The 19,948-nt window shown below is 43.1% G+C and carries 24 protein-coding genes; 10 read left to right on the top strand and 14 right to left on the bottom strand.

Annotated features, from left to right (window positions below; translation table 11 throughout):
- Positions 1-75: 75 nt before the first annotated feature.
- Complete coding sequence (locus tag B9A91_RS15665) at positions 76-339, top strand: Ada metal-binding domain-containing protein (RefSeq protein WP_084239956.1); 264 nt, start codon at positions 76-78, stop codon at positions 337-339.
- Between the two features lie 20 nt (positions 340-359).
- Here the strand turns inward: B9A91_RS15665 and B9A91_RS15660 are convergent, their stop codons facing one another.
- Positions 360-890: an NAD(P)H-dependent oxidoreductase gene (locus B9A91_RS15660; protein ID WP_084239955.1), complete on the bottom strand. Its 531-nt coding sequence runs from the start codon at positions 888-890 to the stop codon at positions 360-362.
- Between the two features lie 99 nt (positions 891-989).
- On the opposite strand from B9A91_RS15660, the gene B9A91_RS15655 reads away from it, so the two are divergent.
- Complete coding sequence (locus tag B9A91_RS15655; RefSeq protein ID WP_084239954.1) at positions 990-1,349, top strand: winged helix-turn-helix transcriptional regulator; 360 nt, start codon at positions 990-992, stop codon at positions 1,347-1,349.
- 639 nt (positions 1,350-1,988) lie between these two features.
- Here B9A91_RS15655 and B9A91_RS15645 read toward each other — a convergent pair.
- The 3 genes from B9A91_RS15645 to B9A91_RS15635 are packed head-to-tail and all read right to left on the bottom strand — an operon-like array spanning position 1,989 to position 4,807.
- Positions 1,989-2,822, bottom strand: coding sequence for a tetratricopeptide repeat protein (locus B9A91_RS15645; RefSeq protein WP_084239952.1), 834 nt, complete (start codon positions 2,820-2,822; stop codon positions 1,989-1,991).
- A gap of 59 nt (positions 2,823-2,881) precedes the next feature.
- Positions 2,882-3,310: a secondary thiamine-phosphate synthase enzyme YjbQ gene (locus tag B9A91_RS15640; RefSeq protein ID WP_084239951.1), complete on the bottom strand. Its 429-nt coding sequence runs from the start codon at positions 3,308-3,310 to the stop codon at positions 2,882-2,884.
- A gap of 36 nt (positions 3,311-3,346) precedes the next feature.
- Positions 3,347-4,807, bottom strand: coding sequence for a rhomboid family intramembrane serine protease (locus tag B9A91_RS15635; protein ID WP_084239950.1), 1,461 nt, complete (start codon positions 4,805-4,807; stop codon positions 3,347-3,349).
- A gap of 138 nt (positions 4,808-4,945) precedes the next feature.
- On the opposite strand from B9A91_RS15635, the gene B9A91_RS15630 reads away from it, so the two are divergent.
- A complete protein-coding gene (locus B9A91_RS15630; RefSeq protein ID WP_084239949.1) occupies positions 4,946-5,572 on the top strand; it encodes an alpha-ketoglutarate-dependent dioxygenase AlkB family protein in 627 nt (208 codons plus the stop codon).
- 15 nt (positions 5,573-5,587) lie between these two features.
- Here B9A91_RS15630 and B9A91_RS15625 read toward each other — a convergent pair whose 3' ends face one another.
- The 6 genes from B9A91_RS15625 to B9A91_RS23990 all read right to left on the bottom strand — a co-directional run bounded on the left by B9A91_RS15625 (position 5,588) and on the right by B9A91_RS23990 (position 11,696).
- Complete coding sequence (locus B9A91_RS15625) at positions 5,588-6,124, bottom strand: cupin domain-containing protein (RefSeq protein ID WP_084239948.1); 537 nt, start codon at positions 6,122-6,124, stop codon at positions 5,588-5,590.
- Between the two features lie 79 nt (positions 6,125-6,203).
- Positions 6,204-6,659, bottom strand: coding sequence for a ferritin-like domain-containing protein (locus B9A91_RS15620; protein ID WP_084239947.1), 456 nt, complete (start codon positions 6,657-6,659; stop codon positions 6,204-6,206).
- Between the two features lie 36 nt (positions 6,660-6,695).
- On the bottom strand, positions 6,696-6,917 hold the full coding sequence (locus B9A91_RS15615) for a DUF2188 domain-containing protein (protein WP_235012579.1): 222 nt from the start codon (positions 6,915-6,917) through the stop codon (positions 6,696-6,698).
- Positions 6,918-6,935: 18 nt separating this feature from the next.
- Positions 6,936-8,435 carry a DEAD/DEAH box helicase gene (locus B9A91_RS15610; RefSeq protein WP_084239946.1) on the bottom strand — a complete coding sequence of 500 codons (1,500 nt, stop codon included), beginning with the start codon at positions 8,433-8,435 and terminating at the stop codon, positions 6,936-6,938.
- A gap of 75 nt (positions 8,436-8,510) precedes the next feature.
- Entirely contained in the window at positions 8,511-11,495 is a 2,985-nt protein-coding gene (gene ligD / locus B9A91_RS15605; protein ID WP_084239945.1) for a DNA ligase D, read from the bottom strand.
- Positions 11,496-11,537: 42 nt separating this feature from the next.
- On the bottom strand, positions 11,538-11,696 hold the full coding sequence (locus B9A91_RS23990; protein ID WP_144008957.1) for a DUF3606 domain-containing protein: 159 nt from the start codon (positions 11,694-11,696) through the stop codon (positions 11,538-11,540).
- Positions 11,697-11,942: 246 nt separating this feature from the next.
- On the opposite strand from B9A91_RS23990, the gene B9A91_RS24260 reads away from it, so the two are divergent.
- The 5 genes from B9A91_RS24260 (at position 11,943) to B9A91_RS15585 (ending at position 16,332) form a co-directional block, all read left to right on the top strand.
- A complete protein-coding gene (locus B9A91_RS24260) occupies positions 11,943-12,086 on the top strand; it encodes a hypothetical protein (RefSeq protein ID WP_200815673.1) in 144 nt (47 codons plus the stop codon).
- Positions 12,083-12,544, top strand: coding sequence for a helix-turn-helix domain-containing protein (locus B9A91_RS15600; RefSeq protein WP_084239944.1), 462 nt, complete (start codon positions 12,083-12,085; stop codon positions 12,542-12,544). Before B9A91_RS24260 ends, B9A91_RS15600 begins: the two co-directional genes overlap by 4 nt.
- A 74-nt stretch (positions 12,545-12,618) precedes the next feature.
- The gene (locus B9A91_RS15595) at positions 12,619-12,912 is read left to right on the top strand and encodes a hypothetical protein (protein ID WP_084239943.1); all 294 of its coding nucleotides are present in this window, start codon (positions 12,619-12,621) and stop codon (positions 12,910-12,912) included.
- 4 nt (positions 12,913-12,916) lie between these two features.
- On the top strand, positions 12,917-15,706 hold the full coding sequence (gene ligD, locus B9A91_RS15590; RefSeq protein WP_159451715.1) for a non-homologous end-joining DNA ligase: 2,790 nt from the start codon (positions 12,917-12,919) through the stop codon (positions 15,704-15,706).
- A 440-nt stretch (positions 15,707-16,146) separates the two neighbouring features.
- Positions 16,147-16,332 carry a hypothetical protein gene (locus B9A91_RS15585; RefSeq protein WP_084239941.1) on the top strand — a complete coding sequence of 62 codons (186 nt, stop codon included), beginning with the start codon at positions 16,147-16,149 and terminating at the stop codon, positions 16,330-16,332.
- Between the two features lie 54 nt (positions 16,333-16,386).
- Here the strand turns inward: B9A91_RS15585 and B9A91_RS15580 are convergent, their stop codons facing one another.
- The gene (locus B9A91_RS15580; RefSeq protein ID WP_084239940.1) at positions 16,387-17,544 is read right to left on the bottom strand and encodes a zinc-dependent alcohol dehydrogenase; all 1,158 of its coding nucleotides are present in this window, start codon (positions 17,542-17,544) and stop codon (positions 16,387-16,389) included.
- Positions 17,545-17,682: 138 nt separating this feature from the next.
- Positions 17,683-17,907, bottom strand: a complete 225-nt coding sequence (locus tag B9A91_RS15575; RefSeq protein WP_084239939.1) for a hypothetical protein — start codon at positions 17,905-17,907, stop codon at positions 17,683-17,685.
- Positions 17,908-18,229: 322 nt separating this feature from the next.
- On the opposite strand from B9A91_RS15575, the gene B9A91_RS15570 reads away from it, so the two are divergent.
- Both B9A91_RS15570 and B9A91_RS15565 read left to right on the top strand, forming a co-directional pair.
- Positions 18,230-18,784 carry a YciE/YciF ferroxidase family protein gene (locus B9A91_RS15570; protein ID WP_084239938.1) on the top strand — a complete coding sequence of 185 codons (555 nt, stop codon included), beginning with the start codon at positions 18,230-18,232 and terminating at the stop codon, positions 18,782-18,784.
- Between the two features lie 95 nt (positions 18,785-18,879).
- Positions 18,880-19,152, top strand: coding sequence for a SemiSWEET family sugar transporter (locus B9A91_RS15565; RefSeq protein ID WP_084239937.1), 273 nt, complete (start codon positions 18,880-18,882; stop codon positions 19,150-19,152).
- Positions 19,153-19,267: 115 nt separating this feature from the next.
- Here B9A91_RS15565 and B9A91_RS24435 read toward each other — a convergent pair whose 3' ends face one another.
- Positions 19,268-19,489 (bottom strand): acetyl-CoA hydrolase/transferase C-terminal domain-containing protein, encoded by a 222-nt coding sequence (locus B9A91_RS24435; protein WP_235012578.1) that lies wholly within the window; start codon positions 19,487-19,489, stop codon positions 19,268-19,270.
- A 22-nt stretch (positions 19,490-19,511) separates the two neighbouring features.
- A complete protein-coding gene (locus B9A91_RS24430) occupies positions 19,512-19,700 on the bottom strand; it encodes a hypothetical protein (protein WP_235012577.1) in 189 nt (62 codons plus the stop codon).
- Between the last annotated feature and the right edge of the window lie 248 nt (positions 19,701-19,948).

The raw sequence follows: 19,948 nt of genomic DNA, 5'->3' as shown, positions 1-19,948 counted from the left end.
GCAATAAACGGGTTCCCTAAACCTCCCCAATGCTATAACTTTAACTTTAAAACAAAGATCTAAACAAAGCTAGAAATGTACCGGCATATAACCCTTGGTGAAACCACCCAGGAACGGAAAAGAAAATTAGGCAGTCTGATCCGCTCGGGCGCCATTAAACTGGCAGGCTATAAAAAAGCTGGGATTTATGGCTTACTAAGCTGTTCGTCGGGTAAACGGATGAAAATAGAAAACCGTGTTTTTTTTAAAGATACCAAGGAAGCGATCGGTAGCGGATATCGCCCCTGCGGGCATTGCCTCCCTAAAGAATATAAACTTTGGAAAGCAGGTCTTTATTAAAGAAATTGTTCTGCTCATGTCTAAATACCACTTACAAAATTCATATATAAAGTAATACTCTTTTCAATCCAGTCCTTCGAGGTGTTCAACTCAATTCCATAATAAGAAAAAAATGACCGGTAATCTGCTTTTACATATTCAAAAGTAAGTTCGAAAGGGGCTGTAAGTTCGGCCATGGTATACTTGTATTTCCCGGATGAATGATATTCATGCTCATCTATTCCTACAGACATTGCCAAAGCAATCTTCTTGCCCAAAAGCTTATAACCGCTTTTGCTGCCGTAAGCCCATCCATAAGTAAGCACCTGGTCTAACCACTTCTTAAAAAGCGGCGGGCAATTGAACCAGTAAAAAGGAAATTGAAATATAATTTTGTCGTACTTTTCTAGTAATCTCTGTTCGGCCTGTACATCTATTTTTTCATCGGGATAGACTTCATGCAATTGATGAACGTCAAATTTTTCAGGGTGTTTTTTTAGTTCCTCAATCCATCTTTTATTGATAGCAGAGTTTTTAATATCGGGATGAATCACAATCACTAATGTTTTCATATATCGTCAGAATTCAATTATTGTGCACAAAAGTAATTGGCAATACAGTAAGTTTGCATGCAGGCTACCAATTGTATGGTACTATAAAAAATGTAAGTAATGTCTAAAATCAAAGAAACCTCTACCAACTTTGAAAACAAACAGGCTTTGGCCAACGAGTGCCTGGAGGTTTATGCATCAAACATTATTGGAGGGCAATGGGCATTGGCCATTTGCTGTTACCTCATTAACGGGAAACACAGGTTTGGAGAATTAAAGAAACGTCTGCCCAATATAACAGAGCGAATGCTAACCCTGCAGTTGCGGAAGCTGGAAGAGAGCAAGATTGTTAAACGAACAGTTTATGCAGAGGTGCCGCCAAGGGTTGAATATGAGCTAAGCCCTATTGGATATGAATTGGAACCTATTATCCGGGAACTCGAAAAGTGGGGCAAAAAACACAAAACATTTAAGATATAAAGTTTATTTTACTCTCCCTCTTTGCCTGTAGCCAAATCATCTATAAATTTAGATATTGCATTACTTCTATGCCTCGCGTACTTATCATCGGGGTAGCAGAAATACACCATTACCTTGCTATCGTTTTTCCGAAAAAACTCTTTTATGATATATACGATCGTAGCTTTTATTTTTCGATCAAAAGAATGTTGAAATTCTCCACCATCGAATGTTCCATTTCGGTCAAATCCAAAATTATAGATCGTATGGCTGTTACCGGCTTCATCAAAAATTTGGTAAGATGTGAAAAATGCTGTGTATTCGCAGCCAGCATCAGTAGTAAATAAATAAGATCCTTGTTCTGTTCGAGTTAGATTATAATGGCGTAACAAATTTAATGTCTTTTAATTTAGACAAATCTTGACCAGCCCTAATAGCATCAACAATACGCTTCTTATCCTCAATCATTTTAATGAACGGGTTAACCTTAGCAGGTGACGTATTATTTTTTCTTTGTGTTTTCACATTACAAATATAAACAACATCTGACATTTAACCAACAGCCTACCTCACAAACTAATCCGTCAATGAAAGTTCAACGATTTATTCTTAGCCACACGCACTATTCCGTAAATCATGTAAGCAAGTAGTCAGCCTATTTCATTTTAACTTTTCGATCTCGGTTTTCAGGTCAACCCTAGGATCCTTAACCAGTAATGCACCAATTCTTTCATATATGGCATTTCTGTTGTTGTTGATCACAATTTCGGTGGGAAATACTTTACCACCAAACTCAGTATTCATATCCCAGCTTAATTTAAATTTCAGTTCCCTTTCTTTTTTGTCTGTTGCAGTTATACATTTTAAAACGTCGTAATTTAATTTATTGATGGTTTTCAGGGACTGTCCTGTAACCTGCAGCCTTTCTCCGTTATGGATCAGTTTTCTGGTGATCAGATATTCCTGTGGTATGGAGTTAACCTCGTATTCATCCATGATTATCGGTGATAAATAGCTTTTATTTAGCCCCGTATGTCTGATGTAGTACGACCAGATACAGGCGTCTTTAAAGTTCATCGCAATTGCTTTGTTTTCAGGATAAAGCCCATAAGCTTCCAAACCAGTGTGGTATGCCTTTTCGAAATCCTGCTTAAAGGTATAAGCTTCTATTAACCGGGCAAGGGACATCTCTCTGGTTTTATTTACATTGGCGGTATTTAAACTGACTGCCTTTTCAAGATAATAAATTGCCGAATCCTGTTGCTGGTCTTCGGAATATAAAACACCTAAGAAATGATATGCTCCATGAAAGGCAGGCATTTTTGCAATGCTGATCATCATATCATTTTTAGCTTGTGCCCTATTGACAGGCATAGCCTTCAATCCGTTGAAGAATTCCACAGGTGGCTGTTGAGCAAAAACACAAGTTAAATTGAACAGCAGAAGTGTAAAGATGGCAGTTAGTGTTACAGGAGTTTTGATTTTATAGTTCATAATGGCGGTTTTAATTATAGATGTTTAAATCCTGAGGTTTCCATAACTGAAAGCTGAAATTATTGTATTTCTCCCCATGCTGTAACAACCAATCTTCGCCCCCCACCGTAATTACGATGTTCACAAAGGTAAATCCCTTGCCAGGTGCCCAAAGCAAGCCTGCCATTCCTTATAGGAATGCTCACAGAACTACCCAGAATAGCTGATTTTAAGTGTGCGGGCATATCATCTGAGCCTTCGTAATCGTGTACATAGTCCGGATCGTTTTCGGGAACCGACTTGTTAAAAAACATCTCAAAATCAGTGCGTACCGTAGGGTCGGCATTTTCATTTATCGTAAGCGAAGCTGAAGTATGCTGTATAAAAATCTGGCAGATTCCCTTTGTAAGGGAAGTTATTTGTGGCATAGCTGCAACTACTTCTTCAGTGATCAGATGGAATCCCCTTTTTCTTGCCCGCAAGGTTAATGTTTCCTGAAAAATATCCATATCCAATGAAATTAATTCTATAACGCATAATGCTTTTTACTGCGCTTCAATTTTATTAATTACTGCCTCTATTTGTCCATTATACCCTTCAAGCTCGTTTTTGTATTTCTCAGTGTCTTCTTCAAATGCTTTATAAAGCACTTCGTAATACTTGATCCGCAACTGACAGTAATTGATCAACAACGCATGTTTTTTGTGAAGTACCTCTGGAAGGTCCATTGAATCCAGTTCATTGATGAGCTTGATGTTCTCTTTCCAGTAATAAATCCCCCGGTTTTTAATCTCATAAAGTGTTTTTGACGTAGAAGTATTTTCAGGCAAATTGAAAACTTCCATAGCCATCGATTCATTATAAGCAAAGGGCTTAATCCTTTTTTCATACTCCGCAATGTTATTGGGCATACTTTGGTATACCGCAAAAGAGGTACTTAATATCAGCACACAGAGCACGGCAATGGTAACCAGCTTAAGTTTCAAAACTTCGTAACGTTTTAAACTTGGTATCATAACGTACCCAATCATAAGGCCACTAAACAGCCCTCCTATATGGGCCGCATTATCTATCCCTCCGGTAACGCCATAAAGCAGGTTATATCCTACAAATACGCTGATACTGGTTAACAGGGTTTTACGTACGCTTTCATCTATAAGTTTGGTGGTAAGCATCGCCAAAAACACGCCATACATACCAAATATAGCTCCCGATGCCCCTGCACTAATGGTAAGGTCGTGCCACCATAAACTGGCTACACTTGCACCAATACCAGCCAGAAGATATGCGGATAAAAAACGTAGTTTTCCAAGATAGGGTTCCAAAAGTAAGCCGATGTAAATCAGCGCATACATATTCATCAGCAGGTGAAAAATGCCGATATGTAGAAAACAATTGGTAATTAAGCGCCAGGGCTGGTTAAGTGTTTCGGGTTTGAAATTTGCACCCCAATTGATCAGGCTCTCGCTCTCAGGTTCGAAAATACCAACGCCACAAAATGCCATCACAGCAAAAATGACTAGGTTCAGGTCTACAATAAGTGGGGTTACAAAATATCCCTTACGCGGAACAAATAGTCCAATAAAGTCCTTAAAATTTTCTTTTGCTGTAGCCGGAGCCTGCTGCAGAACATCCTGTTCATCAGGAACACGCGCTAAACTATCGTATTGCCGATCTAGATCTTCAGCAGTAAAATTTGGCTCTAGTTCCTTAATAGCATCAAGCAACTGCCCAACGTTCTTTTTGTTTTTGCCGAAATCTGCCATGGCGTTTCCAAGGGTGCTGCTTTCTACACTAACCAGATTTTCTACAACCTTGAATTTGATCATTGCTGGGTCTGAAAACATACCTCCCTTGGCGAGGGCTGTAAATCCAATGTTACTGGGATCTAATATTTCCCAGTTCAGAGACTTTGCTGCCGATAGTGCCAGTACGATATACTGTTGCGGTGTGAAAACAGATAAAGCAAATTCCTGCTTATATTTTGGGGTAAATCCAATTGCCATTGTTGAAGTCGTTAATTGTTTGTTTAGCTCAAATTTTAGGAATTTATTCGGAGAAAACAATACTTCCACACAAAGAACATAAGTAAATTATAAATACTAATATTTTTAGCTTTAAAAATTAAATTGCTAAATTGCAGGATGAACCTTTTTGGAGAGACGGCACTATTTGAGGGAGGCATTAAAAGGTATATAGACTTTAAGTTGCCTGATACCGAACTAAGGTTATGGCAGCGTTTTTTTAATAAAGCGGAGGCCGATCTTTACTACCACACCCTGCTTAAGGAGACACCCTGGCAGCAGCGCATTCGTAAAATGTACGACAAAGTAATACCAGACCCGCGGCTAACCGCATATTACGGCGGAGCAAACGGGCATGCCTGGACACCCTTATTATTAGAAATTAAACAAGCCGTGGAGCAGATCACCGAAATCAACTTTGACCGGGTACTGCTAAACCTGTACCGCGATGGAAAAGATTCTGTGGCCTGGCACAGTGACAACCTACCTGCCGACGGCAAGCACCACCACATTGCCTCGGTCACCTTTGGTGATACCAGGATTTTTAAGGTACGGCACAAAACAAGAAAAGACATTCAACAATTAGACATACCGCTTACGCACGGAAGCCTGCTGCTGATGGGTGAGACTATGCAGGAACATTATGAGCACCACATCCCCAAGACCGCACGGGAAATTGGCCCAAGGATCAATCTCACCTTCCGCATCTCAGAATCGCTTAAACCAGTTTATTTTGAAGGCAGATAAATAACCGGGAAGGGATTAATTATATTCTCTTTCCTCACGCTCCACCCATGAGCTGACCATACCTGGAGGAGTGCTGCCAAAAAATGGATCTTTTTCCGGTACCGGAACAGCATCAACTTTATCAGCAATTCCTTCCGGCCGCGTATCAGTAATTTTAACCAGATCAGGCTCAACACCATTTGGATAAGCTCCAACCACAGCAAAATCATCACTGTGACTCAAACAGATATGCCCTGTACCCGCCGGTAAAATCAGCACGTCTCCGGGCCGGACATGCATTTTTTCTCCCTTGGGTCCACCAAGTTGTAACAAAGCATTTCCAGCGTAAACGCCCAGCACTTCATGAGTATTGGTATGATAGTGATGATAACTATACACCCGCCAGCGAAAAGCATTGCTCCAGCCATTTTCTGCAAACCTGTGCTCCAGGAAAGCAGCCGCAGGTTCACCTTCCATTGTAAAAACATGATGATAAAAGATTACCGGGTACTTACTATTGGGAATAACGCCATCATCAGTAAGATTTAAAATTTCAAAAGTAGTTTGCTGCATGCGTTTATCTAAAAAACTAGTTCAGATACCCCTAAAAAGAATCTCTGAACCAATAAATATCACCAAAATCTAAATATAATTAATGCTCCAGACGAATGCGGTAAGTTTCCACTTCCTTCAAAGCTTCCAGAATCCCGGTACGCTGGCGTTGCAGTAACTCCAGATGATCTGCATGCAGCGTTTCCTCATCCAGTATTTCATCATATTTTTCGATTGCCGATTTTTCGCCCGTTTCTATCGCGCTTAAAATAGCTACATCTTCTTTACTGCTTAAAGCCTGTTTGATATCAATCCAGGCCCTATGCAGCACTCCCAGAACGCCACCTTCTTCATTATCCGATTCCCCACCATGCCGGGCAAGGTGTGCTTTCAACTCCATCGCATATCCTGCCCGCTGAGCAGAATACTTTAAGAACAAATCCTGAAGCTCAAGACTTTCCGTAGTCTGCGAAGCGGACTCATAACCTTCTTTGCCATCATTGACAATATTTACCAGACCTTTCAAATCGCTGATGATTTCCTTATTATTTTCCATGTTCTGTTTTCGCTATTAATAAACAAATTCTTCTGATCAATCTCCATTTGAACCCCGAGGCTTTTCTTCCGGATGTTCCTCAAAATATTCCCTGGCCTTTTTCAGCCCGGTTGCAATTGCAATTCCTTCATCACCATCTTCCTTTAAAATCTCATTAGCGATTTCAGTCGCCTTTTCACGAATGTGTACGGGCTGGTTTTTATAAGATGGTGGGTAAGCTCCGTTATACCATGGCATAATTCCTCCTTTCCATAACATAGGTTATTTTTGAATAGTTTAAACTGCCGCTTTTAACAACACCCTTCTCCCCATGATCTTTTCGATCAGCTTTTTAAGCTTAACCATATAATCCTCCTTTAACCAGTCTGTGTAATTTTTGGTCACTTTCCCAAGACACTTGCCGTACTGTTTAATCCTCCAGTCAATCTCTTTATTCAGTTCAGCGGTTAACTCCAGTGCCTGGATAATCGAATCACTGTTATCCACACACATCAGTGCGTGCTGGCGAATGGAATCCCGTATCACCACCCTGGCTTTCTTTCCACTTTCCAACGCCGCCTGGTGAGCAGCCTGCACATCAAAAGAAATCTCCCTGCTGGCCGGAAATTTGTCACGCATGTCGGACGGGATCTGATGGGCCTGGTAACTGGTTCTGCTGTTCAACATTTCATGATAAGTTTCGGGGTTCTCAAACACATGCTGCCAGTCAATCGGCGCAGCCCATTCACCAAAGCGTTCCGTATTGTTTCCCAAATCTATTATTGAAAACGTCTTTTTCTGAGGCAACCTTCGTGATCCTCTGCCAATCATCTGATGATAGAGTGTAATTGAAGTAGTTGCGCGGTTCAGTATCACAGTCTGAATTGTTGGTTCATCGAAACCAGTAGTAAGAATCGAAACAGAAGTAAGAATCGCCCCCCTCGTCTTTTTTAGCCACTGTAAAATTTCCTTTCTTTCAGCTGGACTGGTCTTATTGTCCAGGTGTCGGATGGGGTATCCCAGGGCACTGAAAACTTCCTCTACCTTACGGGAGGTAAAAATGCCGTTATTGAAAATAAGTGTCTTCTTATTTTTGGAATGACGCTCATAGGCATGTACCAACAGGTCCAGCATGGGCTTTGAACTATAGAGCTCGTCAGAGGTACTGACCGTAAAATCTCCGTGAATACCGGTTTTTAGCGTATTGAGCTCCACATCGTATTTCCATGTAAATGGCCTTGCGAGATAGCCCGATTCGATTAACGAACAAATTGGAGCGCCAACAACCAGCTCGTTGTAATTCCTGCGCATAGGCAGATTAACATCTGAACTGAACGGAGTAGCGGTAACACCAATAACAGAAGCATTTTTAAACTTACCAAGCAGCTTATGAAAGGAATTGTGATGGGCCTCATCTACAATCACCAGACCCACATCATCAACGTTAACCAGCTTGTCATTTATCCGGTTTTTCAGCGTTTCTACCATTGCTACATAACATGCATAGCCTTCCCGCCTGGCGATTTTTTTTACTGAACTGTCGATTACTTTTGTACTGATCCCACTCAGCTTTACCGCAGCGGAAGTTTGGTCACACAATTCCTTCCGGTGAGTCAGCACGATTACCTTTTTATTGTACTTTTTAATGAACTTCATCGCAATTTCTGAAAAAACGACAGTCTTTCCACCTCCGGTAGGCAATTGGTAAAGCAAACGGTGATTAAACGGTCGTTGTTCCAGCTTATTAAAAAGCAGTTCGACATCACTCTCCTGATAATGGTATAATTTTCTTTTCATTCAGACTTTAAGTTTATTCAGCTATTACAGCACTAGAACTACTTAACCCACCAAAAAGTTTTTAACTTCCAAAAATCATCCGAAAGTATCCCGTGCTTTTCCGATGGCGGCGACCATATCTATTCCGTCACCTAAAACCCCTGTAAACAAATCACCAACCTCACGTAAACGGTCAACAGCATTATGGATCGTAAAGTCACGCATGGTCAGTCCTGGCTTCACTTCATCCCAATACAAGGGCATTGATACGGTTGCCCCGGGTTTAGGCCGAAGTGAATAGACCCCGGCAATCGTTGCCCCGGGCCGGTTCTGTAAAAAGTCCAGGTACATCTTGCCGCCACGGTTGGAAATCATCCTTTCCAAAGTGGTATAAGATGGCAATAGCCTGTGCACCAGCTTGACTACTACCTCCGCAAACAGCTGCGACTGATCATAGGTATACTTTGCACCCAGTGGCACATAAATGTGAATCCCGGTTGACCCTGAAGTTTTGACATACGAAGGTACCCCCATCCCATCCAATACGGATTTGGTCACCTGGGCGGCCTCGATCACCTGCTCGAAAGTATTTTTATCCGGATCCAGATCAATCACGCAATAATCCGGATTGTCCGGCGAGCCGACCCGGCTGAACCATGGATTCATTTCAATGCAACTTAAAGTCGCCATCCATAAAAGTGTAGCGCGGTCATGACCTAATAAATATTCCCTCTCCTCTCCCTTTTCATTGGTATGCGGCATGGTATGCGCCCACTCAGGTGCCGTCTCTGCCACATTCTTCTGGTAAAAACTCTGCCCGTGGATTCCTCCGGGAAAACGGTTCAGCGACATCGGCCGGTCCACCAGGTAAGGCACCATATATGGGGCAATCTGATCGTAGTAGTTGAACATATCTCGTTTGGTGATCCCATCCTCCGGCCAGTATTGTTTGTTCAGGTTCGTAAATTTGATGACATGGCCATCAATATACTTTTCGGATATTTCATTTTTACCTTCCAGCAAAGGCTTCGTGCTCATCTTACGTTTTACGCCCTTCACTCTTACCGACTTTGAAGGTTTAACAGTAGCTGAAACCTTAGTAGTATCCGAATCAGCTTCAGCTGCCTCATCGACGCTTACCTCTACCTCTTCGTTAAAATCCTCCAGCACTTCATCAGTTACAGAAGGGACTTCCAGTACTACATCGCCAGGATCTTTATCCTCACGCAATCCCTTAAAAGACGCCTGCCGGAGTTTACCGTCCCGGCTGATTTCTGCGAATTCAACTTCACAAACCAGCTCAGGTAAAAGCCATGTCGGTTTCGCACCCAATCTCCTAGGCCGGAACCTGGAAGGTTCATCCACATCCGGTTCCACATCAAAAGGGCAAACCTTAGTCTCCAAAGGCTTAAACTGCCTCAATAGTTCCTTTTGCATTATATCGTTAAATCCCGTTCCCACTTTGCCGATATATCTTAGCACCCCAGCCTCATCATAAACACCAACTGCTAAAGCACTAAAATTCTTTCCGCTATCTTCGTTCCTCGTATACCCTGCGATCACCACTTCCTGGCGAAGCTTAGCTTTCACTTTCAACCACTCTCTGGAACGCGCATCACCGGTATATACACTTTCTGCCCGCTTGGCAATGATGCCTTCAAGTTTCATGCGTTTAGCTGTCTCATAAAATGCGACCCCATCCGCGTCAAAAAGATGGCTGATTCGAATCAGTCCATCCTCTTTGGGCAACACTGCCTCCAATACTGAGCGCCTTTCCAGCAACGTGTAATCGGTTAACAGCTTCCCATCATACCACAATACGTCAAACACATAAAACAACAGGTTTAAATCCTTTTCACTGCGCCAGTTCTGCAAGGCCACAAAATTGGGCGAGCCGATTTCATCCAGTACCACAATTTCTCCATCCAAAACAATATCCAGACCCCAGCTGCCTAGCAGCTCATTGATGGGCGAAAAATGATCATACACCAAATTATTCCGTGAGACCAATTCCGCACTCCCATTCTCTACGAATGCCAACGCACGATAACCATCCCATTTGATCTCATAGACCCAGCCGTCGTCATGAAAAGGCTGATCGACCTGCGTAGCCTTCATCGCCTTAATCTTTCTAGGCAATTCAGCAACAGGCGCCGCATCCAGCAATGCCTTAACATCCTCAGGTAAGGAATCCACCTCTGAAACACTACTATTCTTTTCAGAAACATGATTTGATTTTTCAGCCTTCTTTGTAGACTTACCCTTTGTTTTCTTTACAGCCGAATCCTTATCCTCAGTAACCTCGTTAGGCTCTCTAAGTTCAATCCATACCGGCGCATGATCGCTGGACTTTTCCCATCCGCGAACTTCCTTATCGACTCCGCTTGATTTAAGTCGAGCACCCAGTTCTGGATTCAATAAAAAATGATCCAGCCGCAGACCTGCATCCCGCTCGTACGCCTTTCTCAGATAATCCCAAAACGTATAGATCCGCTTATCGGGATACAATTCCCGGATCGCATCCGTCCAGCCCTGCGCAAGCAAATCCGCATACGCCTGCCTGATTTCTGTTCTGAACAGCGCGTTGTTCAGATACTTCTGCGGTTTATAAGTGTCCAGTTCAGTCGGCATCACATTGTAATCACCCACCAGCATAACCGGCAAGCCGGTATCCAATAATGTTTGCCCGTGTTCCATCAACCTGGAAAACCACCGGAGCTTATACGCAAACTTTGGCCCGGGGAAAGGATTTCCGTTGGGCAGATAAATGCAGCCAATCACCACCCCAAAGGTAAAGCCCTCGATATACCGGCTGTGTGTAAAGGAATCATCTTCACCCGGAAGGTCATTACGCAATTCCCGGATTGCATCTTTCGATAAAATCGCTACCCCATTCCAGCTTTTCTCTCCCTTCCAAATCGCTTGATACCCGGCCTCAGTCAATGCTTTTTCCGGAAAGCGGGAAGTTTCACATTTCAGCTCCTGCAAACACACGACATCGGGCTGCGCCTGATCCAGCCAGCGAAGCAGGTTTGCCAGTCTCCCGTTAATACCGTTAATGTTATAGGTTGCGATCTTCATGGTTACCTTCACCCGACAAAAAAGCCCCTTTCGGGGCTTTAATTACTTTACTTTTTTTTCAATGTCTTTTCGCTGATTGGATCCGCCTTTTTTCGCATCCTTAATATCAGCAGCTTTCACATTCATTTTATCAGCTTCGTACTTGATCTCGTGTGGCTGGTTCGATACCGAATTTCTTTCCACTTTTGTTCCTCTAGGCATAATTATAAATTTCTAGGTGTATGTATTCCAATAACAACCTAAAATCAACAAAGTTTTCCTGGCGGTGCCTTTGAGTTCAGAACTCCTGCCTTAATTGGGCACTTTGGAGAATCTCATCCAGGTGATTTCTCCTGTCTCGCATCAGAGGACTGATCACTACGAATGCAGCAGAGGTCGTTCAACGCTTTTCCAGCTCAACTAAACAAAGTCTTTTGGCAATTGTTATCCGTTTAAACATTTGAAACCATGGGATTATTAAAAACAGCTTTGATCGGCGCCGCTGTTTACGGCGCAGTCAAATACTTAACTAAAAAGGACGCCTTGGGTGTCTCCAAATTTGATGAAATTAAAGACCAGGGGACGGCTATTTTTGTTACCTATATAATATGAGCAGTATCCCAGGAATTGAGCAACTGAGCTCCAGGCTTTCAGCAGCCCAAATTGAAAAACTTTCAAAGGCAGCAGAACGCCATAAGACACAATCGAACATTACCTTTACCATTCTTTCAGTTTCCGACGATTACCTTGAAATAGAAACGGCACAGGGCGAAACCAAGTCTGGCAAGTATGCAACAGAAGCTACACTGATCGGCAGAACAAAAGAGCTCTTTGAGAAACTCTGTCCCGGCGCAGAAATCAGGGTCAGTCCGGCCAGCTTCGCGCCCGCTCCTGCCAGCATTGTCAACACCGCCTGGCTGGAACGAAGGATGCAGGAGAAAGGGGTCAGGATCAAACAAATCGCTTTTGACACAGGAATAGACCGGGAGAGTATTTCTGACTGGGTGACAGGAAAACGATCCATGAGCCAGATCGTAAAAGCCATGTTTTACTTTTACTTGTCCAGGTAAGCAATATCTGCCCCCCTAATCCCAAAACCCAATACAATCTGTATTTGTTATCTTTTTAAATAACACCAATTACTATGGACAACAATATCAACCAGGAACGTCAAGCGATAGCCATTGACTTTGAACAGGAATGGGTACCTGAAAAAGCAAAGAAATTAAAGCCACTGATTTATAAAAACAGCGACCCTGAAGGTGATGCTTACTGCTGCCTGTTCGGCCCTGATCCTGAAGTCGGCATTTATGGTTGCGGTAATACCCCGGAAAACGCGGTACTCGACTGGGACAAAGACCTGCAGGACAGGATGGAAAAACTTACGGAAGGTGATGATGCGGCGCAGCATGCCATCAAACACCTCAGCCAGCACTAACAAAATGGCCAGATCAAAAATGCCAGCCATTGTTTCGCCCATGCTCTGCACCCTAACCGCGGCGCCTGTGGAAAGCACCGATTACATTTATGAAATGAAATGGGACGGCTACCGCATTGTCTCGAGGGTAGAAAAGAACAAAGTAACCATGAGTTCAAGAGGTGGCCTTGACTATACCCGCAAGTACCCGCTAATTGCCGAAGCCTTGAAAAGCCTGGAACATGACCTGATCATTGATGGAGAAGTGGTGGTCTTAAACGAAGAAGGCAAACCCGATTTTGATACCCTCCAACTTTACAACGGGAAACGCAGCCCGATCCGGTACTGCGTATTTGATCTGCTATACCTGGATGGCAACAACCTGATGGAGCTGCCGCTTTGCCAGCGTAAAGAGCTTTTGGAAACCCTCGTCAAAGGCAACCAGATTTTCCTGTTCAGCCAGAGCTTTGAAGACGGAAAGGCGCTCTATGAAAAAGTACTCGAAGATAACCTGGAAGGCATAGTCGCCAAAAAAAAAGACAGTCCCTATGTCCCTGGCGCCAGGGCGTATGACTGGTTAAAAGTGCCAACCCGAAAAAGGCAGGAATTTGTGATTGGCGGCTGGGCAGAGTCAGACAAATCCAGGTCTTTCAAATCCCTGCTCTTCGGCGCCTATGAAAACGGAATGCTGCAATGGATCGGACGATCAGGTGGTGGATACAAACAGGCCGAAATGCCCGGCATACTCAAACAGCTCCAGGAAATAGAAACGGATGAATCTCCCTTTGCCAATAAAGTGCTGGACACCAAAGGTGCAAAAACACACTGGGTAAAACCCATACTAGTAGCCAATTTTGAATTCGCCACCTGGACAAAATCCGGCCGGATCCGTAAACCCGCCACCTTCCTTGGATTCCGTAAAGACAAAAAGCCCAAAGATGTGGTCAGAGAGGTACCCAAAGAAAGTCAGACGGTAGAAGCGGTCATTGAGCAGCAGCATGAGGAAGAACAGGAAAACAGCCAGCCAAAGGGTAAAAAAAGCAGCAATAAAGACAATGTAAAAAATAATAAAAAAGCAGAAGACAACAAATCCGACCTGGAAAAATACCATCAGAAACGCAGCTTTGACATTACCCCGGAACCTACAGGCGGTGCTCCGGACAACCAAAAGCTGATCTTTGTTGTTCAGAAACACGATGCCTCACACCTGCATTACGACTTCAGGCTGGAAGTCCGTGGTGTACTCAAATCATGGGCAGTGCCCAAAGGGCCATCCATGAACCCCAAAGACCACCGCTTGGCCATGGAAGTAGAAGACCACCCTTATGACTATAAAGACTTTGAGGGCATCATCCCGGAAGGACAATATGGCGGTGGTACCGTTCTGGTCTGGGACAATGGTACCTGGGAACCATCAGAAAACATAAAGGGCAAAAAAGAGCAGGAACACTGGCTACTCTCCCACTACCATAAAAATAAACTGAGCATTACCTTACACGGCAAAAAACTCAAAGGAAAATTCAACCTGATCAAAACCTACGGAAAGGCGGAAAATGCCTGGCTGCTCACCAAAGTCAAAGACGGTCACGAGCTGGAGACAGACATCACCAAAAAAGATCAATCTGTGCTTTCCGGTTATACCATTCTGGAAGTAGCGATGAACAGCCATTCCAGGATATGGCACAGCAACCGTAAAAACAGCGCCGTATCAGCGCAGCTGGATGCAGAAGTCAACGGTCCCGAGGTACTGAACGAATCTGTAACTACCACCAAAGCAAGGGGCCATACCCAAATCAAACACAGCACCGTTGGCCAGCTCTTTCCAAAATCAAAAAACAATGGATCCACCCGGAGCAACATCTCCGCTGAAAGCAACTGGAACAAGATCTTTGAAGAAAAGATTAAATCTGAGGGAGCAATAACCATAGAAAAGCAAACCCTACAGCTCAGCAATATTGAAAAAAAATTGTGGAAGAAAACCAATAAAGCTGCATTGATTGCCTACTACAACAGCATCTCGCGGTACATCCTGCCGCATCTGAAAGACCGGCCACTGACCCTGCACGTTAAAAACATCAGTGCCGGCGCCCCGGGATTCTACATCAAAGACATGGAAGGCTTCCAGCCGGACTTCCTGGACATCCATTCCACTAAAAGAAAACACAAAGTAAAAGGAAAAGCCGGGATCATTGACTATGCTGTATGCAACAACCTTCCGGCACTACTCTGGCTCATTAACCTGGGATGCATCGATTTAAACCCCTGGAATTCGACTACAAAAAAGCCGGACGAACCGGATTACATTGCCATTGACCTCGACCCCTCTGATGAAGACTTTAAAAAGGCAGCGAAAACAGCAGTAAAGGCAAAAGAATATTTTCACACGCAGCAGCTCAGCGCTTTTATCAAAACATCGGGACAAACCGGCATCCACATTTTTATCCCCTGCAAAGGATTTACTCATCCGCAGGCAAGGAAAATAGCTGAACACATCTGCCAGGAAATACATGAACTGACACCCATGTTCACTACGCTGGAAGTATCTGTTGACAAAAGAGGCAGCAAGCTCTTTGTCGACTTTTCACAGAATGATCAGGCCGATACGCTGGCTGCTGCCTACAGCGTCAGGCCGTCCAAACAGCCTGCTGTTTCTACGCCCATCGAATGGGAAGAACTAACCTTAGACCTAAAGCCGTCAGACTTCACAATAGAAAACATACCATCAAGGCTGCTCGAAAAAGGTGACTTGTGGAAAGACCTGCACAACTCAAACATAAAAACCAAAAATTCGAAAATTCTTCAGCTGATGTTGTAGCCGGCGCGCCATCCAGCATATGGAGAATGAGCGTATTATCGTCTAAATTATACCAGAGGTAACACTCTATTTTTTTATGGAATCCTGATGAACACAGCATCATTAAATAAAACCTTATGAGATTCTATAAAATTACCTTTTTGTTATTTGCATTTCTGTTTTCTGGAAGCGCTGCCTTTGCTCAAACTAATACTCCCATAAGGATCGTTTGTTAGCTTATCTAAATGGATCATTGTTTTTCTGCGGAACTGAGTGCGCTACCGTTTACCCAGGTTATATGGAAGGTGCGGTAAATGCTGCAATTCAAATGACTGCTCAATTGACCACAGAATAAGAAAATGTCTTTTTGTTTTCACATCCATTTTATCAGCTTCATATTTGAATGACAATAAAAACAATTGCATCATTTAGTTGTTCAAATTCATATCAAATCTTAAGCTATGAAATCTAAAACAACGAAAAAAGAGGAAACTTCAAAACCAGGCCGCGCTATCCGCTTCAGTACTACTCCTGCTTATTACTTCCACCCCGATGAGGATTTTAAGGAAGACTATGATTGGGGAAAAAATCGGATGCTTTCAAAATCAGAGCGCAAGAACACGGGCGAAAGTACGCTTCGTTCGTGAACCGCGGCTGCAGGGCCGGCAGATAATGGCTATATTAAGTTTTAAACAAATCGATTAAGGTTTTAAAACAACTTTTACACAATCATCTGCTTTTTCATCAAATATTTTATATCCTTGCGCCACCTCACTCAAAGGCAGTTTATGGCTAATGATATCATCCAGCACCACCTTTTCTTCTCTGACCAGCATGATCAAATGATCGATATAATTCAGTACCGGAGCCTGTCCCTGCTTAATGGTGATGCCTTTATCAAAGATCCTGAACAGCGGGAAATTATCGTAAGGACTACCATAAACCCCCAGGACTGATACCGTTCCGCTACGGCGAACCGCTTCAAAACACATTTCCAGCACCTTCATGCTGCCCTTTTCAAAATTGATCGTTGCTTTTACCTTATCCATAAAACTGCGCTCGGGTTCAAATCCTACTGCATCAATGCAAACGTCTGCACCTCTTCCCTGAGTCATTTCACGAATGGCTTCCACTACATTAACTCTATGTGGGTTTAGTGTATCTACCTTATTAACCGCTTTAGCTTTTTCCAGACGATAGTCCAGTGGATCAATAGCAATTACCCGGCTGGCACCGTTTAGCCAGGCGGCCTTTTGTGCCATCAGTCCTACAGGGCCAGATCCAAAAATCGCTACAACCTCACCGCCTTTCAACTGCGCCCAGTCGACACCCGACCATCCCGTTGGAAAAATATCGGTCAGAAAAAGTGCCTGTTCATCGCTCAGGTTATCCGGAATGATTCTCGGACTTACATCTGCATAAGGCACACGCACATATTCTGCCTGCCCTCCCGAATACCCACCATACAGATCAGTATAACCAAACAAAGCAGCTCCTTTCTGGTCCATCAGATCCCCGTTCGGGCCGTAATGCTTGTAATTGGAATTTTCGCAGGATGGAGAAGCACCATGGTTACAAAAAAAGCAATGACCACAGGCAATCGGAAAAGGAACAATGACGCGGTCTCCCTTTTTAAGATTTCTTACTTCAGCCCCCACTTCTTCAACAATACCCATAAACTCATGGCCCATCACCATATCTGTAGTCTGCGGCACCGCCCCGCTTAAAATATGCAGGTCAGAACCACATATTGCAGTGCTGGTTACTTTTAAAATGATATCGGTGGCCAGTTCGATCCTGGGATCGGCGACCGTAGTATAACTGATGTCTCCCGGTTTGTGAAATACTGCTGCTTTCATAATAGATGTCTTTAAGTTCGTTTAAAATCAACAGACTGAAAGTAAGAAAGTTTCATAAAAATTATTTAACATTTTGTTAAACAAAACTCAAAACCGACTGTTGTCCACCGCAACGGAAAAACCCAGCATACATAACGTCTAAAGGAGTTCTATTTTAGAACACCTGATGATCAGCGAATCCTGTTTAAAAATTTTGAGCAGTCTCAGCTTCAGCTTATCCCAAAATGCGGGATCAATTTTTAGGCACATCACTTCAAACACCAACAGTTCATCCTCTACCGCCTTTCCTTCCCCCGGTTTCCAAAATCCTTTAACCTGATTTCTGGAATAGACAGTTACTCCACCAAATTTATCTATAAGCACCTGGCGAACCTCAGCAAAAATTTTAATATGCTTTTTGTTTTCATAATGTTGAAGATTAGATCTGTAATAGGTAAATTCATTAACCCCCTATAAGATCAAAATGTTTTAAACCTAACCTAAAAAAGCCCAAAAGAAACTAAAACAACACCCTTTATCCAATGTTGATTAAATACCTTAGGATTGCGCTCCAGCTACCGTTCCCGGCAAAAATCATCCTTTTTAAAAAAGTTTAAACAAATTTTAATACTGCGGGTTATTTTCCTTTAGTTGATTATAATACGACACTACTCAAGAACATTAATCTAACGAAAAACTAAAAATTATGGCAACTACAACAAAAACCGGCGCAAAAGCCGCCACAAAATCCAAAACAGGCAAGATGGAAAATTCAGAATTCCATGAATTCTTCGTAGATGAACTCAAAGACATCTACTGGGCAGAAAAACACCTTTCTAAAGCGCTCCCAAAAATGAAGAAGGCCGCAACCAGCCCTGAACTCGCAGCTGCATTTGAAAAACATACAGAAGAAACCAATAATCACATTGCAACTCTGGAGCAGGTTTTTCAGCTACTGGATGAAAAAGCTCAGGCAAAAAAATGCGATGCCATGGTAGGATTGATAAAAGAAGCTGAAAGCATAATTGAGGATACCGATGCGGATACTATGATCCGGGATGCAGGGCTAATCCTGGCAGCCCAAAAGGTAGAGCATTACGAAATTGCAACCTATGGTACTCTGGTAGTTTTTGCCAACAACATGGGACATACCGATGTGGCCGAACTCCTGCAATTTACACTTGACAATGAAAAGGCAACTGACGTCGCCCTTACAGAAATTGCAGTAAGCTCAATCAATGAACAGGCAGCAGCTGAATAATAAAAAGGATAATCTTCCCTGCCCCTTAGCACGGCGCTAAGGGGCATTTGACTCCGGGATCCCTGCATCAGTAAGACCAACATAAAACCCATTCAATGGAATCCATTCAAATACTGGGACTTGTAGCAGGTATCTGTACCTCATCGTCGGTCATACCACAACTGGTTAAAACCATAAAGGAGAAAAAAGCATCCGATGTATCCTGGATCATGTTCATTGTATTGATTCTCGGAAACGCGCTATGGATCTATTATGGTGGTTCTAAATCGGATATACCAATCATCTCCACCAATATATTTTCCTTACTGCTCAATACAGCAATGCTATTCTGCAAATGGAAATACAGAAAGAAAACAAATAAAACCTAAATGAGCTATTTCCGTTCTTTTTCCGGACGCAGAATTCTGGTTTGAGACCTTTCAAAACTGGCACTACTTAAAAAAGATAAGAGTACCAGGATGGAAATAAAAGATGGCTATAAACTTATTCTCCTTTGAACCACCACTTTTGGGTTTTGCCGATGGTGCTGGTATCGTTTACATAACTGATATCCATCACCCGGATAGCAGGATTATCGTCTACAAAATCATAAAGTTTCCTGGTGCCCGCCATAAAGGCAGTAACAGACCTGCCGCGGTTCAATTTTTTCAGGCTGTTGTTAATCACTCCTTTATTGATCAGCGATATCACGCCGTCCGAAAACATTTCCGTGTGCGGGCCCAGGTTTTTATGGCCCGACAGGTTTTTTTAATACCTGATCAGGAATGCTGCCTATACCTAACTGCAGGGTTGCCCCATCTTCAACCAGGGAGGCAACATGGAAGCCAATGCTGCTCACGATATCATTGGCTTCAGCGGTATAGTCCATTACAGGCAATTCCGCTTCCTGATAAACCAATGCGTTAATTTTACCCACATGGATTTCCCATCCTGCATATAAAATGCTCCATCAACTACCCAGTATCTATTATAGATTTCAGTAAACGCGGCACCGTCACCCTCTTTACTAAGGAGGAAGAGATCAGTATCTGAAAGTCTGCCATAACGTTCCATTTTTCGCTTGTGTCAAATTCGCGCGCAGCCTGAATTAAGTATAATCCCAGCGACCGACCAAACATTCTAGTTTTTTTGACATTACCGCCTAGGCCATCATGGTTAATACAA

This window comes from Pedobacter africanus (genome assembly GCF_900176535.1).
In the GTDB taxonomy this organism is placed as follows: Bacteria; Bacteroidota; Bacteroidia; order Sphingobacteriales; family Sphingobacteriaceae; genus Pedobacter; species Pedobacter africanus.
The sequence above is the reverse complement of the archived record's forward strand: the minus strand, read 5'-3'. Positions and strand labels throughout refer to the sequence as shown.